The organism is Pediococcus pentosaceus (assembly GCF_001437285.1).
In the GTDB taxonomy this organism is placed as follows: Bacteria; Bacillota; Bacilli; order Lactobacillales; family Lactobacillaceae; genus Pediococcus; species Pediococcus pentosaceus.
On record NZ_JQBF01000002.1, the window covers coordinates 106,446 to 122,970 of the forward strand.

General features: G+C 37.1%; 20 protein-coding genes and 1 other annotated feature (1 of these 21 running past the window's edge). Of the genes, 19 read left to right on the top strand and 1 reads right to left on the bottom strand.

All coding sequences use genetic code 11. The annotated features are described in order from the left end of the window. Positions 1 to 10, top strand: a sequence feature (ribosomal protein L21 leader region); it begins 58 nt to the left of the window's first position. 12 nt (positions 11 to 22) lie between these two features. The 13 genes from rplU to recN all read left to right on the top strand — a co-directional run bounded on the left by rplU (position 23) and on the right by recN (position 8,952). Beyond that, positions 23 to 331 (top strand): 50S ribosomal protein L21, encoded by a 309-nt coding sequence (gene rplU, locus IV86_RS02320; RefSeq protein ID WP_002833539.1) that lies wholly within the window; start codon positions 23 to 25, stop codon positions 329 to 331. A gap of 21 nt (positions 332 to 352) precedes the next feature. After that, positions 353 to 679 (top strand): ribosomal-processing cysteine protease Prp, encoded by a 327-nt coding sequence (locus IV86_RS02325; protein ID WP_011673282.1) that lies wholly within the window; start codon positions 353 to 355, stop codon positions 677 to 679. A gap of 23 nt (positions 680 to 702) precedes the next feature. Next, positions 703 to 990, top strand: a complete 288-nt coding sequence (gene rpmA / locus IV86_RS02330; RefSeq protein ID WP_002833541.1) for a 50S ribosomal protein L27 — start codon at positions 703 to 705, stop codon at positions 988 to 990. Between the two features lie 124 nt (positions 991 to 1,114). Then, positions 1,115 to 1,678 carry an elongation factor P gene (gene efp, locus IV86_RS02335; RefSeq protein WP_002833542.1) on the top strand — a complete coding sequence of 188 codons (564 nt, stop codon included), beginning with the start codon at positions 1,115 to 1,117 and terminating at the stop codon, positions 1,676 to 1,678. Between the two features lie 17 nt (positions 1,679 to 1,695). Further along, positions 1,696 to 2,124 carry an Asp23/Gls24 family envelope stress response protein gene (locus IV86_RS02340; protein WP_002833543.1) on the top strand — a complete coding sequence of 143 codons (429 nt, stop codon included), beginning with the start codon at positions 1,696 to 1,698 and terminating at the stop codon, positions 2,122 to 2,124. After that, entirely contained in the window at positions 2,124 to 2,525 is a 402-nt protein-coding gene (gene nusB, locus IV86_RS02345; RefSeq protein ID WP_002833544.1) for a transcription antitermination factor NusB, read from the top strand. Before IV86_RS02340 ends, nusB begins: the two co-directional genes overlap by 1 nt. Before the next feature lie 125 nt (positions 2,526 to 2,650). Continuing rightward, positions 2,651 to 3,502: a bifunctional methylenetetrahydrofolate dehydrogenase/methenyltetrahydrofolate cyclohydrolase FolD gene (folD, locus tag IV86_RS02350; RefSeq protein ID WP_002833545.1), complete on the top strand. Its 852-nt coding sequence runs from the start codon at positions 2,651 to 2,653 to the stop codon at positions 3,500 to 3,502. Continuing rightward, on the top strand, positions 3,503 to 4,846 hold the full coding sequence (gene xseA, locus IV86_RS02355) for an exodeoxyribonuclease VII large subunit (protein ID WP_002833546.1): 1,344 nt from the start codon (positions 3,503 to 3,505) through the stop codon (positions 4,844 to 4,846). It begins immediately after the preceding gene. Beyond that, positions 4,846 to 5,082 carry an exodeoxyribonuclease VII small subunit gene (locus IV86_RS02360; protein ID WP_002833547.1) on the top strand — a complete coding sequence of 79 codons (237 nt, stop codon included), beginning with the start codon at positions 4,846 to 4,848 and terminating at the stop codon, positions 5,080 to 5,082. The genes xseA and IV86_RS02360 overlap by 1 nt, the downstream gene beginning before the upstream one ends. Then, positions 5,075 to 5,965: a polyprenyl synthetase family protein gene (locus tag IV86_RS02365; protein ID WP_002833548.1), complete on the top strand. Its 891-nt coding sequence runs from the start codon at positions 5,075 to 5,077 to the stop codon at positions 5,963 to 5,965. The genes IV86_RS02360 and IV86_RS02365 overlap by 8 nt, the downstream gene beginning before the upstream one ends. Before the next feature lie 13 nt (positions 5,966 to 5,978). Then, on the top strand, positions 5,979 to 6,797 hold the full coding sequence (locus IV86_RS02370; RefSeq protein ID WP_002833549.1) for a TlyA family RNA methyltransferase: 819 nt from the start codon (positions 5,979 to 5,981) through the stop codon (positions 6,795 to 6,797). Between the two features lie 8 nt (positions 6,798 to 6,805). Further along, positions 6,806 to 7,264, top strand: coding sequence for an arginine repressor (locus tag IV86_RS02375; protein ID WP_002833550.1), 459 nt, complete (start codon positions 6,806 to 6,808; stop codon positions 7,262 to 7,264). Between the two features lie 11 nt (positions 7,265 to 7,275). After that, positions 7,276 to 8,952: a DNA repair protein RecN gene (gene recN, locus IV86_RS02380; protein ID WP_029257868.1), complete on the top strand. Its 1,677-nt coding sequence runs from the start codon at positions 7,276 to 7,278 to the stop codon at positions 8,950 to 8,952. Between the two features lie 71 nt (positions 8,953 to 9,023). On the opposite strand, the gene IV86_RS02385 is transcribed toward recN, so the two are convergent. Then, the gene (locus IV86_RS02385) at positions 9,024 to 9,359 is read right to left on the bottom strand and encodes a hypothetical protein (protein WP_011673284.1); all 336 of its coding nucleotides are present in this window, start codon (positions 9,357 to 9,359) and stop codon (positions 9,024 to 9,026) included. 295 nt (positions 9,360 to 9,654) lie between these two features. On the opposite strand from IV86_RS02385, the gene gmk reads away from it, so the two are divergent. The 6 genes from gmk (at position 9,655) to rsmB (ending at position 16,523) form a co-directional block, all read left to right on the top strand. Further along, positions 9,655 to 10,269, top strand: a complete 615-nt coding sequence (gene gmk, locus IV86_RS02390) for a guanylate kinase (RefSeq protein ID WP_002833553.1) — start codon at positions 9,655 to 9,657, stop codon at positions 10,267 to 10,269. 1 nt (position 10,270) lies between these two features. Further along, on the top strand, positions 10,271 to 10,480 hold the full coding sequence (gene rpoZ, locus IV86_RS02395) for a DNA-directed RNA polymerase subunit omega (protein ID WP_002833554.1): 210 nt from the start codon (positions 10,271 to 10,273) through the stop codon (positions 10,478 to 10,480). A 111-nt stretch (positions 10,481 to 10,591) separates the two neighbouring features. Further along, positions 10,592 to 11,785 (top strand): bifunctional phosphopantothenoylcysteine decarboxylase/phosphopantothenate--cysteine ligase CoaBC, encoded by a 1,194-nt coding sequence (gene coaBC / locus IV86_RS02400; RefSeq protein WP_056979330.1) that lies wholly within the window; start codon positions 10,592 to 10,594, stop codon positions 11,783 to 11,785. 14 nt (positions 11,786 to 11,799) lie between these two features. Continuing rightward, a complete protein-coding gene (priA, locus tag IV86_RS02405; protein ID WP_002833556.1) occupies positions 11,800 to 14,220 on the top strand; it encodes a primosomal protein N' in 2,421 nt (806 codons plus the stop codon). A gap of 22 nt (positions 14,221 to 14,242) precedes the next feature. Then, positions 14,243 to 15,205, top strand: coding sequence for a methionyl-tRNA formyltransferase (gene fmt / locus IV86_RS02410; RefSeq protein ID WP_029257869.1), 963 nt, complete (start codon positions 14,243 to 14,245; stop codon positions 15,203 to 15,205). Beyond that, positions 15,189 to 16,523, top strand: coding sequence for a 16S rRNA (cytosine(967)-C(5))-methyltransferase RsmB (gene rsmB, locus IV86_RS02415; protein WP_029257870.1), 1,335 nt, complete (start codon positions 15,189 to 15,191; stop codon positions 16,521 to 16,523). Before fmt ends, rsmB begins: the two co-directional genes overlap by 17 nt. Positions 16,524 to 16,525: the final 2 nt, after the last annotated feature.

The window sequence follows — 16,525 nt, forward strand, 5'->3', positions numbered from 1 at the left end:
TAGAATTAAGGAGGTGCACGTTGTGTACGCAATTATTAAAACTGGTGGTAAACAACTTAAAGTTGAAGAAGGTCAATCAGTATTCGTTGAAAAGTTAAACGTCGCTGAAGGCGAAAAAGTTACTTTTGATCAAGTTCTTTTTGTAGGTGGCGAATCTACAAAGGTTGGTTCTCCTGTTGTTGAAGGTGCTTCAGTTGCTGGAACTGTTGAAAAACAAGGTAAGCAAAAGAAGATTACTACTTTCAAGTACAAGGCTAAGAAGAACCAACATACAAAGACTGGTCATCGTCAACCATATACAAAAGTTATGATTGATTCAATCAACGCTTAATTTGATTGAAGGTGATGTGGCATGATACAGACTTGTTTTTATAGAGATAAAGATCGAATCAGTGGTTTTAAGATAACTGGTCATGCTGACTCTGGTGAGTATGGACGTGATATCGTATGTGCGGCTGTGTCAGTCTTATCGATAAATACAGTTAACAGTATCGAGCAAATCACTAAGATAATGCCACTAGTTGATTCAGACGATGAAAATGGTGGATTTTTATCTGTTAATGTTCCTGAAAGCAGTGATGTTGATTCGAATCGAATGGCTCAAGTTTTACTTGAGGCACTTGAGATTGGATTAAGGGATATTAGTAAGTCATACAAAGAATATCTAGTAATGAATTAATTTATTCGGAGGTGTAATTAACCATGGAAATGAATCTACAATTCTTCTCTCATCATAAGGGGGGCGGTTCCACTTCTAACGGCCGTGACTCAGCTGGTCGTCGTCTTGGAACAAAGCGTGCTGACGGACAAGCTGCTAAGGCAGGTATGATTATCTACCGTCAACGTGGAACACATATTTACCCTGGTGTAAATGTTGGTCGTGGAAACGATGATACTTTGTTTGCACTTGCAGATGGTGTCGTTCGTTTTGAACGTAAAGGTCGCGACAAGCGTCAAGTTTCTGTATATCCAGTAGCAGATGCTGAATAAGCTTTAAAAAAGCAAATTTCAGGTCGGGACAATAACTTTGTTCCGGCCTTTTTTAATGATTTTCTTGTTAAAAAGAGAATCGATTGATATCATTAGTTCTAGAATTAATTGGAGGAATCTTTTTATGAGTACAATTTCAACATCTGATTTTAAAAATGGTTTGACCATTGAATTTGATGATAATATTTGGCGCATTGTTGAATTTCAACATGTTAAGCCGGGTAAAGGTAGTGCCTTTGTGCGTACTAAGTTGAAGAACTTAAGAAATGGCGCTGTTCAAGAAAAAACTTTCCGTGCCGGCGAAAAAATGGAACAAGCTAATATTGAGACAAAACGTATGCAATATCTATATAATGATGGTGCTAACTACGTTTTCATGGATAACAATACGTATGAACAAGTTGAAATTCCTAATGAACGTCTTGAAGAAGAGAAAAATTATTTAGTTGAGAACATGGAAGTAAGTATCGCATTCTTTGGTACTGAAACACTTGGTGTTGAAGTGCCTAAGAATATTACTTTAAAAGTTACTGCTACAGAACCTGGTATTAAAGGTAATACTGCTAGTGGTGGCTCAAAACCAGCTACAATGGAAACTGGTCTGGTGGTTCAAGTTCCTTTCTTCGTTAATGAGGGAGATGCTCTTAACATCAATACTCAAGATGGTACTTATATTTCACGCGCTTAATTTTTGGAGGCAATATAATGGCAGATACGAAATACTTGGAGTTAAGTAATTCTAGTTCAAAGAGTGGCGGGATTGCGATAGCACCTGATGTTATTGAATCAATTGCAGGAATTACGGTTGATCAAATCGATGGTGTTCACTTAATTGGTAATAATATTTCGAAGGGCTTCAATACAATTTTAGGACGTGATTCCTTGGGATTAGGTACAAAATTAATTGAAGATGATCGTGGCTTAGTCATTAATGTTAGTGTAATGCTTGATTTTGGAGTATCTGTTCCACAAGTTGCTACTAAGATTCAAGATCGAGTTAAGCAACAGATGTTGTTTATGACCGAAATTGTGATTAATGAAGTTAACGTGCAAGTCAACGGAATGATGCCAGATACGACGACATCTGATATTGATCCCGATGATATTTTTTCAGAAAATAATGGTGATAAATAGTGAGTTTAAATCGACATCAAATTCGAGAGAGCGCCTTTAAGATTATCTTTGCTAAAAGTGCTAATCCAGACGCTGATCTAAGCGAATTGCAAGATCAAGTTTTAGAAGAATTTCATGAGACAGAAGCTCCCGATCAATTCTTAAAAGATTTGGTTATGGGAGTTAGCTTAAATCTTGAAGCTATTAATGAAACGATTAGTGGAGAGTTGAAAAAGGGATGGACAGTAAAACGTTTAGAAAGTCCTGACCGCGTTATATTACAGATGGGTACTTATGAAATTAAGTACACTGAAACACCAGATAAAGTTGCGATTAATGAAGCTTTGGAGTTAGCTAAGAAGTATACTGATGAAGATGCTCGTAAATTTATCAATGGAGTTTTATCTAATATCGCAAAATAATTAAAAAATGGTTGTGAATATCACTTGATATTTACAACCATTTTTAATTTGTTTAAGATTTAAAAAGAAAATGCATCTTATGATATGATTTAAGATGGATAAATATTTGAAACGGAGGAGTAATAATGGGCCAAATTATTGATGGAAAAACTTTAGCTGCTGAGATTGATAAACAAACAATGACTGAAGTACAAAAATTGAAAAATCAAGGTGTCGAACCACATCTTGTTGTGGTTCTAGTTGGTGAAAATCCAGCAAGTCAAATTTACGTAAGAAATAAAGAAAAGCGCGCTAATAAGTTAGGCATTAAATCAACGCTAGTTACGATGAATGCCGATATTAGCGAAAATGAATTGCTCCTAAAAATCCAAGAATTAAATCAAACCGAAGATGTGAATGCCATTCTGGTCCAAATGCCACTCCCTAAGCATATCGATGCTTTTAAAGTAACGATGGCCATTGATCCGCGTAAGGATGTTGATGGCTTTCATCCAGTTAACGTGGGGAAACTTTTCGAAGGAAAGACGCAACACACGCCCATTGCATGTACACCGCAAGGAATTATGGAGATGTTCCAAAAATATCATATAGATATTCAAGGTAAGCGTGCAGTAGTGGTGGGACGTAGTTCGATTGTTGGAAAACCAATGGCAGCATTACTATTGAATGCCAACGCAACAGTTACATTGGCTCATAGTTATACTAAAAATTTAGCCGCTCTGACTAAAGAAGCAGATATCTTGGTGGTCGCAACAGGTATTGCCCATTTTATTAAAGAAGATCAGGTTAAAGAAGGTGCAGTTGTTATCGACGTTGGTATGGACCGCGATGAAAATGGTAAACTAACGGGAGACGTTGATTTCGAGAATGTCGAAAAACATGTTTCATACATCACCCCCGTTCCTAAGGGCGTTGGTCCGATGACAATATCAATGTTAATGAAACAAACGGTGAATTTAACTAAATGGAGTATTTAAATGCAAGAAGATAAGTATTTAACGGTCAGTGCACTAACCAATTATATTAAACGAAAATTTGATGCTGATCCGTATTTACATCGCGTTTATTTAGTGGGGGAAATTTCAAACTTTCGCTTAAGAACTAACAGTCACCAATATTTTAGTTTGAAGGACGAAAACGCGAAGATTAGTGCGATCATGTTTAAATCTGCATTTGCGAAGGTTAAGTTTCAACCTGAAGAAGGCATGCGAGTGATTGTGAGTGGGCGAATTAGTTTATACCCAGGAAATGGTAGTTACCAAATTTATGTCGATAGTATGCAACCGGATGGTGTAGGAGCTTTATATCAAGCATATGAACAGTTAAAGATAAAATTATCCCAAGAAGGTTTATTTGAAGCCCCTAAGCTACCAATTCCTAAGTATCCCCGTAAGATTGCGATTGTGACTAGCCCTTCTGGGGCCGTGATTAGAGATATTATCACGACGGTGAGCCGTCGTTATCCGATTGTTCAACTGGTTTTATTTCCAGCTTTAGTTCAAGGTAATGAGGCAGCCAATAGTATAGCTGCACAAATAAAGATGATTAATACGTTGGATGATTTTGATACCATCATTATTGGCCGAGGTGGGGGCTCAATTGAAGATTTATGGCCATTCAATGAAGAAGTAGTTGCTCGAGCAATCTTTGCAAGTAAGTTACCGGTTATTTCCTCTGTCGGACATGAAACAGATACGACAATCGCCGATTTAGTTGCAGATATGCGGGCAGCAACTCCAACGGCCGCCGCTGAACTAGCTACGCCTGTACTGACCGATATCTTAGAAGAGCTTCAAAAACTCCAGCTACAAACTATTGTGGCGTTTAGAAATATTTTAAAAATGCGTAGCCAGCAGGTTCAACATTTACAACAATCGTATATTTTTCAAGAACCTCAACGTTTATATGAAGGTTATGTGCAAAATGTTGATATTTTAACGGAAAAGTTGATTTCGTTGGAGAAACAACAAATTACTACAGCTGAGGGATCATTTAAAACTCTAAATTCAAGATTGTTAGCCAATACTCCAGCTAGTAGAATTAAAATGGCAAAACAAAATGTTGAGCATCTACGACAGATGACCAATAATAATATAACTAATCGTTTTTCAAAGTATGCGAATGATTTGAATTCGCTGATTGGATCTTTAGATACTCTGAGCCCCCTCAAGATAATGAGTAGAGGTTATACTTATGTAACTAGAGATACGAAGGTCGTTAAATCGATTGAGGATTTATCAATTGACGATAAAATTCAACTGAATTTTAGTGATGGTAGTGCAAATGCAGTAATTAAAACAATTAACAGCGAGGATAAATAATGGCTGAAGAAAAAACATTTGAAGAAAATTTACAAGAATTACAACAAGTTGTTTCCAATTTAGAACAAGGTGATATTCCATTGGAAAAAGCTTTGACAGAATTTCAAAAAGGAATTCAGTTAAGTTCGGAATTACAAGAAACCCTAAAAAATGCTGAAAAAACTCTTACAAAAGTTATGCAAGACAATGGTGAAGAGACTAACTTAGATTTGGGGACAGACGGAGAAAATGAATAGTAATTTTGATGACTTTGTCAAACAAAACGTAGAATTACTTGATCAGCACATCGATGAATTGTTTGATAGTGATTCAACATTGAATACCGATTTAAAAATGATGATGAAGTATTCAATTGACGCTGGTGGCAAGCGAGTTCGTCCGTTAGTTTTATTGGCAATTTTGAAAGCATTCGGAAAGACCCCTAATTACGATATCCTAACAGTCGCAGCAGCTCTCGAAGCTGTACATACATACTCGTTGATTCATGATGATTTACCCGCAATGGATAACGATGATTTACGGCGTGGACGACCAACCAGCCATAAGAAGTTTGGTGAGGCAGAGGCTATCTTGGCTGGTGATGCACTTTTAACGGTGGCCTTTCAATGGATTAGCTCAACCAATTTAAAGGATCGGATTAAAAGTGAATTGGTGTTATCCTTGGCAAGTGATGCTGGGGCTTCAGGGATGATTGCTGGCCAATTATTGGATATTCAAGGAAATCAGCGACATTATTCCTTAGCTGAACTCAAACATTTACATCATCTTAAAACCGGCAAAATGCTATTATTCCCAGCGGAAGCGGCGTTGATAATGAAGCCAAGCAAACTTCAAGTTGCCGAATTGGTTAAAGATTTTATGGCAAACTTTGGTTTAGCCTTTCAAATCCATGACGATATAATTGATGTAACAGAAAGTACAGCGATCCTTGGTAAAACGGCTGGAAAAGATGTAGATTTAAATAAAAATACGTACGTTAACTTACTCGGGTTAAGTGGAGCAAAAGAAGAATTAAATCAGGTTCTTCAAAAATGTGAACAAGACTTAACCTCCTTAGGTGAATTACAGCCAGAAATGGATTTGATGATTTTAGAAGGTTTTTTAACGTATTTAAAATAATGGAGAATTAACGATGGCAAAAGAACGCGTAGATGTATTGCTGGTAGAACAGGGACTTTTTGATACCCGTGAAAAAGCAAAAAGAGCCGTAATGGCCGGAGAAATTTTAGGAGACAACGAGGAGCGTTTGGATAAACCTGGTGTCAAGATTGACCCTTCAGTTAAGTTACATTTAAAGGGTAAACCAATGCCCTATGTTAGCCGTGGAGGCTTAAAATTAGAAAAAGCATTGAAAGTCTTTGGCCTTGATGTTAAGGGGCTTACAGTATTAGATATAGGTTCTTCGACAGGTGGATTTACTGACGTTATGCTCCAAAATGGTGCGAAGCTTAGTTATGCTTTAGATGTAGGAACTAATCAATTAGTATGGAAATTACGTGAGGACCCACGAGTGGTGGTAATGGAAAATACTAATTTTAGATACAGTAAATTAGAAGACTTTACTGAGGGACAACCAGAGTTTGCATCAATTGATGTTTCATTTATCTCATTAAAACTAATTTTACCAGCGCTTAAAAATATTATTAAAACGCATGGATCAGTTGTCAGCTTGATTAAACCCCAGTTTGAAGCCGGTAGAGAAAATGTTGGAAAGCATGGCATCGTTCGTGACCGTAAAGTTCATGAAGAGGTCCTTAAAAATGTACTAGCAATGGCCAATGCGGAAGGTTTCAACGTAAAGGGACTTGATTTTTCACCAATTAAGGGTGGAGAAGGCAATATCGAATTTTTAGCCTGGCTTGAACGATCCGATACGGATCAAGGAGTGATTGAAGAGAATGTTGATACCCAAAAAGTGATTGATAGTGCATATTCCAACTTAAATTCATAGGTGAAACAATGCGAAAAAACGACCGACATGAACTAATTAAACAAATTATCAACGAAAATGAAATTGATCGTCAAGAAGATATCGTACTTCACTTGCAGGAGCAGGGCGTTGAAGTGACGCAGGCGACCGTTTCAAGGGATATTCGTGAATTAAAATTAATTAAATCACCCACTAAAAAAGGTGGAGTACGATATTCTCTCCCTAAAGGGGATACTTCCCAAATTGAACAACGACTTTTTACGTTATTAAGTTCGGCTTTGATTTCAATTAAAGTTCAGGAAAAGTTTGTGTTTATTGATTTAAAGCCAGGAAACGGAGCTAGTATTTCAGCAACGCTAAAACAGGTCCACTATGGGTTTGTTTTTGCAGCAGTTAGTGATGACAATGGAGTGCTAGTTATTTGTACTGATGATGAACATGCAGTCCGATTAAAGGATCGGATTACACAATCAATTGCTTACATCTAGGAGAATTAGATATGTTATTGGAATTATCTATAAAGGATTTCGCAATTATCGAGAAGCTTGATGTTAGTTTCAACCAAGGAATGACTGTTCTGACGGGAGAAACTGGTGCAGGTAAGTCAATTATTATTGATGCCGTAGGACTTTTAGCTGGTGGAAGAGGCTCAGCAGATTTTGTAAGAACCGGCGCAGACAAGGCGGTTCTACAAGGTGTTTTTGATATCGCTGAGATTGATAATACTAAAAATGCGTTAATTAAGTTAGGAATCGACGCAACCAATGATTTAGTGATTACTCGGGAACTCCATAAGGGTGGTCGAAGTGTTTGTCGAATCAATGGCACGATCGTTAATCTAAATAGTCTAAAATCAGTCGGAGAAACTTTAATTGATATTCACGGACAAAATGAACATCAAGAACTAATGAATAGTGAAAAACATCTAGCATTGTTAGATCATTTTGACGAAAAAATGGTTGGTAAAGTCCGTGCTAAATATGAAGAAGCTTACGCTGATTATTCTAAATTAAACCAACAATTAAATAAAAGTCGTAAGAACGAACATGAATGGAATCAACGCGTTGACATGTTGCAATTTCAAGTGGAAGAAATTAAGTCTGCCAATTTAATGGCTGGTGAAGATGAGGAACTTGAAAAAAGACGAGATCAATTAAACAACTTTCAAAGTATTTCCGACGCTCTTTCAACAAGTTTTCAACTTTTGGAAGGTGAAGATGGGGCCTCTGCGATTGATCAAATTGGTAGCGTAATGCAAGAATTACAAAGTATTTCTGATTATGATGATGAGTACCAACAAGTTTCTGATGAGGTACAAAGTGCCTATTATGCTTTAGAAGATGTAACTAATCGAGTCCGTTCTGCGCTTGATGCGATGGAATGGAATTCAAATGAATTAGACGAAGTTGAACAAAGGTTAGAAGTAGTTCGTCAGCTAAAGAAAAAATATGGTAATTCAATTGAAGAAATTCTTAACTATTTGAATAAAATTGAGAATGAACTCAATGAAATGACTGGTTCAGGAAACAATTTGGATGATCTTGCACAGGAAGTTGAAGCGAGGTATCAAAAAGTTAAAAAATTAGGAACTCAACTCACGGAAATGCGTCAAAGAATGGCCTTAGCATTAGAAGCAGCTATACGTGAACAATTGTCAGGTCTTTACATGGAAAAAACACAATTTAAAGTGCAATTTACTCCTAAAGCTGAACCAGATCGAACCGGATTTGATGGGGTAGAATTTTTAATTCAACCTAATCCTGGTGAAGATTTGAAACCTTTAGCAAAAATAGCGTCTGGCGGAGAGCTCTCACGAATAATGTTAGCGTTGAAAACTATTTTTGCGCGTAACGAAGGGGTTACTAGTATTATTTTTGATGAAGTTGATACCGGGGTAAGCGGCCGTGTAGCACAAGCAATTGCAGATAAGATTCATGAAATTTCGGCCCATTCACAAGTATTGTGTATTTCCCACTTACCACAAGTTGCAGCTAGAGCAGATCATCAGTTGCATGTGGCCAAGAAAGTGGTCGATGGACGTACAATGACGAATTTAACAGTGCTGAATGACGAAGGACGGGTTAATGAAATCGCCAAAATGTTAGCCGGGGTTAATATCACGGAATTAAGCTTAGAACATGCTCGTGAATTATTAAAAACGGAACAAGCCCACTAAAAAACTCTCACTAGCAAATTGAAAGATATCCTTGATTCTTAGGGATATTTTCGGTTTAATAGTGAGAGTTTTTAAATTAAGGCGATGCTTCGAATTTGTTGATCTTCTAAGAGTTGTGTTAGCCCAGTTTTAGGATCAGTCAGGCATAGTCGTCCAGATCTGGTAATCTGGATATAGCCATCGATTTCAACGATTGATTTTTTTAAATCCAGTTGCATGCGGACTACTAGGTGATTTTGAATTGAATATGCCAGGGTATCATTAATTTGATCAATGGGCATTGTACGATCCATAATTGGTAAACCTTGGTCTTCAGGGACCAGGAATAAGTTATTATACATTTTACGGATGTTATTGAGTGAGTGATTAATTCGATTGAAAGAGTTATTAAATTTTTTGTTTTCCATGTTAGCCTCCAACGAACATTTGTTTGTATTTACATTATACGAACATGCGTTCTTAAAAGCAACTGTTTTTATGAATTGGGTATAAATGTTGGTGTAGCGCTAACGATTCTGTAGTGGGGAAATTCAAGAAAAATAAAACTCGAAAAATTAGCGCTGATGTGATAAAAAAGCGAACAATTTAAAAAAGTTAAAAGTTTATTAACATGGTACTTTAATTTTCAAGTCAATTGTGGTTGAAAAATATAATAAAAAAGTGCAAAATAGAAGTTACATATATATTTTGAGGAGTTTGTTCATGGCTAGAAGAGGAATGTTGATTGTTCTATCTGGCCCTTCCGGTGTTGGTAAGGGAACGGTTAGAAAGGCAATCTTTGATCAAGGCGGTAATGATTTTCAGTATTCAATTTCAATGACAACTAGAAAGCCTAGAAAAGGTGAAGTTGATGGTGAAGATTACTACTTTGTCTCTAAAGAAGAATTTGAGAAAAATATCAAAGAAGGCCAAATGCTGGAGTATGCCCAGTATGTAGATAATTACTATGGCACACCATTAAAGTATGTTAATCAAACTCTAGATTCAGGACGAGATGTTTTCCTAGAAATCGAAGTGAACGGTGCTCGTCAAGTTCGTGAAAAAATGCCAGACGGGGTATTTTTATTCTTGACTCCACCAGATTTGATGGAATTAAAACAACGTATTATCAATCGCGGGACTGAAGACATGGATACGATTAATAAACGAATGGAAAAAGCAGTTGACGAAATCAAGACGATGCGTGATTATGATTATGCAGTCGTTAACGACAAGATTGAAAATGCGGTTGAAGAAATTAAAAATATTATCAAGGGTGAACATCTTCGAGTAACCAGAGTTTATCCTGAATATCAAGAAATGTTAGGAGAATTATAAGATGATTTTATATCCTTCAGTAGATGATTTACTAGAACGTGTTGATTCCAGATATTCATTGATTATGCTTGCTAGCAAGCGTGCACACCAATTGGATGAGGGTCAACCAGAATTACTAGATAAATACACTTCACAAAAAAATGTTGGCAAAGCTTTGGAAGAAGTTGTTGCTGGCGATGTTATCATTGATCCAAACGAAAAAGATTTATAGAAATTATGAAAGATGGTGGAGGTTGTCCTCTAGCATCTTTTTTGTTGGATTAATCAATTAGTGGGATTGGTATTCAAGGACTGGTAAAATAGCAGAAGGAGGTTGTTCGATATGAAAATTTTATTTGTTATTACTGGCGGAATTGCCGAATATAAAGTGGTTGAAGCGGTACGGTTTCAAATCAAAAGTGGTAATCAAGTCAAGGTAGTGATGACGCAAATGGCCAAAAAATTCGTCACACCATTAACGTTTGCAACACTTACCAATGACCTTGTCTATGATGATTTTGAAATTAATACGGAAAACCCAGTTGCTCATGTAGCTCTGGCAGACTGGGCAGATAAAATTGTAATCGCCCCAGCCACGGCTAATTTTATTGGAAAAATGGCGAATGGAATTGCGGATGATTTTGCTTCAACTGTAGTGATTGCTTCAACAGCAACTAAGCTGTTGCTACCAGCAATGAATGTTAATATGTGGAATAATCCAGCGGTTCAACGGAATATCGAACAATTAAAAGTAGATGGAGTAGTCGTTTTAGAACCAGCTGTTGGAGAGCTGGCTGAAGGTTATTCTGGAAAAGGACGTTTTCCGGATGCTGAAATCGTAAATGCCTTTATCAGCACGCCCCTTGAAAAGCGGGAAAATCTCTTTAAAGGAACACACATTGTGGTTACTGCTGGGGGGACGCGTGAAGCGATTGATCCCGTACGTTATATTGGTAATGAATCATCTGGTAAGATGGGGTTTGCGCTTGCTCAAGTAGCAGAACGGTTAGGAGCGCAGGTTACTTTAATTTCTGGACCTACAAACTTAGTTTTACCAGCGGAATCAAGTATTCAACGGATAAATATTAAGAGTGTAGCAGACTTACAGGCCGCCCTTGATACAGCAGTACAAGATGCAGATATATTGATAATGGCCGCAGCAGTTTCAGATTACCGCGTGGCGAAAATAGCAGATCATAAAATGAAAAAAGATGATTTTAATGGTGAACTGGAAATTAAATTGATTGAAAATTCTGATATTTTAGCGACACTAAAACGTCCAGACTCACTTCGATACGTTGTGGGGTTTGCTGCGGAGACGAATGATTTAATTGAAAATGCTCAACGTAAAATTCTTAAGAAAAACCTAAATATGATTGTGGCTAATGATGTAGGTAATCCCCAAATCGGTTTTGAATCTAATCAGAATGCTGTCACCATTCTACGTCCGCACCAAGCTAATATAGAATTGAAAAAGAATGATAAATCGATAATTGCTGAACAGATTTTAAAGCTAATCGACCAAGAAATTAATTGAAAGGAACGTAACTCATGGCAAAAAAATTTAATGTCATCGTAAATGTCCCAGCTTTACAAACTAATACACCATTTACATATATCGCAAATGATGCCATTAAAAATGACATTAAAATTGGTTCCAGAGTAATTGTTCCTTTTGGTAAGTCTGAGCGGCCTATCCAAGGTTTTGTGGTCGGAGAAGAAACTACTAATGAATTTGAAGGATTGAAGGACATCATTTCAGTTTTAGAACCGGAACCATTGCTGAATAAAGAATTGATTGAGCTTTCAGAGTGGTTAGCCGACCAAACGTATGCTTTTCGAGTAAGTTGTTTAAATGCAATGCTTCCAAGTTTGGTGAAAGTTAATACCAAGCGTTTTATTAAAATCAATGAAACAAAAATTACAATGGAAACCGTGATTGCCTTATTAGGGGAAGAACAGGTTACAGATCTTAAAGTAAATGAACTCAGTTTTAGCCAACAAAAACAACTTAATCAGTGGATTAAAGATGAATTCGTTACATTAGAATATGTCACGGAAGATTCTGCTAAAAAGAAAATGATTAATTGGCTTTGGCCTACGATGGATTTAAGTGAGTATGAACAAGAACAAAAAAAGTTAAGAAAAAATGCTACGAAACAAGTTGAGTTACTAAATATAATTAAAACGTTAGATGTCAAAAAGGGAATTTCGCAAGCTTCAATTTTAAATGATTATGATGTAGGACGCTCAACATTAAATACAGCGGTTAAAAATGGATGGCTAGTTCGTAAGGCGGTTGAGCAATATCGCGATCCTTTTGAAGGACGTCAGATGCAGCTTGATCAAAATTTGGCTTTAAATGAAGAACAGCAATCCGCTTACAACTTAATTACACAAGCAATTGAAGACAAAAATGCTAAACCAATTTTAGTTGAAGGCGTTACTGGATCGGGAAAAACAGAAGTTTATTTGCAGAGTATCCAACAGGTAATAAAAAAAGGGAAAACTGCTCTTTTACTGGTTCCAGAAATTTCCTTAACACCCTTAATGGTGAAAAGAGTTCGGGCGCGTTTTGGTACACAAGTGGCTGTTCTCCATAGTGGACTTTCTGACGGTGAAAAGTTTGATGAATGGCGAAGAATTGTACGAAATGAAGTTAAAGTAGTAGTTGGAGCACGGTCGGCGGTCTTTGCACCACTACGTAATATTGGTATTATAATTATTGATGAGGAACATTCAGAAACGTATAAGCAATCTGATGCACCGCGTTATCATGCTCGAGATGTAGCGATTCATCGTGCAAAGAAATTTGAATGTCCCGTAGTCTTGGGAAGCGCTACTCCTTCTCTTGAGAGTCGTTCTCGCGTGGAACGTGGGCGATACGATTTTGTAAAAATTCAAAAACGAGCCAATCAAAAGGCTTTACCGAATATTCAAGTGATCGATATGCGTCAGCATTTAGGTGATGGATATAATGAAAACTTTTCGGCACCCATGGTTGAAGAAATTCGACATCGGATTTTAAGGAAAGAACAAGTAGTTTTAATGTTGAATCGGCGAGGTTTTTCATCCTTCGTGATGTGTCGAACGTGTGGTTTTGTCCTAACTTGTCCTAACTGTGATGTATCTTTAACGATGCATATGGATTCTCGAACCATGCGGTGTCATTATTGTGGTCATGAAGAAGCAATCCCACGTTTATGTAAAAATTGTGGTAGTGATAAAATTCGGTTTTTCGGTACTGGAACTGAAAAAGTTCAACAGCAATTGGCAGAGATCATTCCTGAAGCTCGCGTACTTCGGATGGATGTTGATACCACCCGTCGCAAGGGAGCCCATGAGCGTCTATTAGAACGTTTTGGCAACCACGAGGCAGATATTCTTTTGGGTACGCAAATGATTGCTAAGGGGTTGGATTTTCCTGATGTAACCTTGGTAGGAGTTTTAAATGCGGATACAGCACTAGAATTACCGGATTTACGGGCAAGTGAGCGAACTTTCCAGCTTTTAACTCAGGTTGCTGGACGTGCTGGACGTGCTGATAAGACCGGTGAAGTACTAATTCAAACCTTTAACCCCGATCACTATGCAATTCGTTTAGCTCAAAAACAAGATTATGAAGACTTTTTCTATAAAGAAATGTATTTGAGGCATTTAGGCAAATATCCGCCTTATTACTACACGGTATTAGTTAGTGTTTCAGATCGGGATGAAAGACAAGCGTTAAAAAATGCTTACGAAATGTTGAATATTATTCAACCGCAGTTATCAGCTAATGCAATTGTGTTAGGGCCGACGGCTAAATCTATCTCAAAAATTAAACAAAAATATTACTACCAAATTTTAATTAAATATCAAAAAGAGCCTAAATTACATCGTGCGCTGTTAGAAGTATTGAACAAATCGCAGGAGAAATTTAGACAGGGGACACGGATTAGTATTGATTCCGAACCACAAAACTTTTTGTAATATTTAGGAAGTAGGTCTAATTATGAAATCAATTATTTTTATGGGAACACCAGAATTTTCGGCGCCAATTTTGCAAAGCCTAATTGACGAACCAAACTATGATGTGATTGGGGTAGTTACCCAACCGGATCGCAAAGTCGGGCGAAAACATGTTTTAACACCCAGTCCAGTAAAAAAAGTTGCTGTTAGAAACGATATTAAGGTTTATCAACCAGAGAAGTTAAGTGGAAGTACTGAATTGACAGAACTAATCGCGTTAAATGCGGATTTAATTGTCACGGCTGCTTTTGGTCAATTTCTTCCAATGAGTTTGATTAACTCCGTTAAGATTGGGGCAGTCAATGTGCATGCTTCATTATTACCAAAATATCGTGGGGGAGCACCCGTGCACTATGCCATAATGAATGGTGATAAAGAAACTGGTGTTACTATTATCTATATGGTTAAAAAAATGGATGCTGGTGAAATGCTTGCTACTGCAAAAATTCCTATTACCGACCAAGATGATGTGGGAACCATGTTTGAAAAGTTAAGTCTTTTAGGGCGTGACTTATTGTTAGACACGCTACCTCAATTAATTGAAGGAAATGTTCAACCAGTTAAACAAGATGAAGAACAAGTTAGCTTTTCGCCTAATATTAGCCCCGAAGAAGAAGAAATTGATATTAATTTACCGGCCCGTCTAGTAGATGCAAAGGTCCGCGGATTACGACCTTTCCCAGTAGCCTACTTTATGATGGAAGGCAAACGAACTAAGATATGGAAAACAAAAGTAATAGATCAAACTACAGATTTAAAACCGGGTCAAGTTGTTTCAAAAACGAAGCATGAGCTCTTGATAGCAACTGGAGAACACGGTGTAATTAGTATTGAAGAATTACAGCCAGCTGGCAAACAAAAGATGACAATTACAGACTATCTCAATGGGGTAGGCGAAAACTTACACCCAGGAAAGCAAATAATAGATAATGACAAATCAAAATAATAGTGCACGAAATTTAGCGGTTGATATTTTAGAAAAGATTGATGAAGGTTCTTTTTCCAATATTCAACTTAATCAAGATATAAAAAGTTCATCATTGATTGATATTGATAAAAATTTGTTAACAGAAATTGTATACGGAGTTTTACAACATCGACTCACTCTTGATTTTTATTTAGCTGATTATATTAGAAAACCAGAAATGACTCCGCGCTGGGTCATTAATCTACTAAGAACAGCTGTTTTCCAAATGGAGTTTCTAGACCGTGTACCGGACTTTGCTATTTTTAATGAATCAATTGAAATTGCTAAGCTTCGGGGCAATGACGGTATCAGAAAAATGGTGACGGGTGTGCTACGCTCGTATCAGAGAAATGGTAAACCAAGTTTTGATTCGATCAAAAATCCAGTGGAAAGATTATCGACTCAATATAGCGTTGCGCCTTGGATTGTTGATCAAATGTTATATGAATTGGGTGAGGAAAAATGCATTTCAATTTTGAAGAGTATTAACCAACCTTCCCATCTTGCGGTTCGTATTAATCGTTGGAATAAAACACATGCGGATATTATTAAAGATTTAGAATATGAGTATACGGTAACGACAAGTGCAATTGCTAAAGATGGTTTACGCCTTAGCAGAGGAGCTAGTATTTCCGATACAAGAAGTTATATTGATGGTGATTTGACCGTTCAAGATGAATCAGCAATGTTAGTTGCAGAAACGATGCACTTAGAGAAGGGGCAAAAAGTACTAGATGCTTGTGCCGCTCCCGGGGGGAAGACGACCCAAATAGCCGCGATGATTGGCGAAACAGGAGAAGTAACTGGATGGGATATCTATCAAAAACGGGTGCAATTAATTCAAGATAATGCACAGAGAATGCATCTAGACAACGTTAAAACTGAGGTTCAGGATGCCATTGCATCTCGTGAAGATTTAGATGAAAGTTTTGATCGAATTTTAGTAGATGCACCATGTTCGGGAATTGGTTTGATGAGAAGAAAACCAGAAATCCGTTATCTTAAGAGCAAGAAAGATAGTAGCGACCTTCATCAACTCCAATTAAAAATCTTGGATAATATTGCTAAAATGCTCAAAGTAGGTGGCGTACTAACTTATAGTACATGTACAATTTTGCGTAAAGAAAATCAAGAAACCATAGAGAAATTCCTAGCTATCCATCCTGAATTTGAACAACTCAAAGTTGAAACAGCTAAAAAAATCAAGCAAAATCGAGATGAATTGAGCCTTAATATTTATCCTGATGATTTTGAATCAGACGGCTTTTTCATCGCTAATTTAAAAAAGGTGAAGTGATT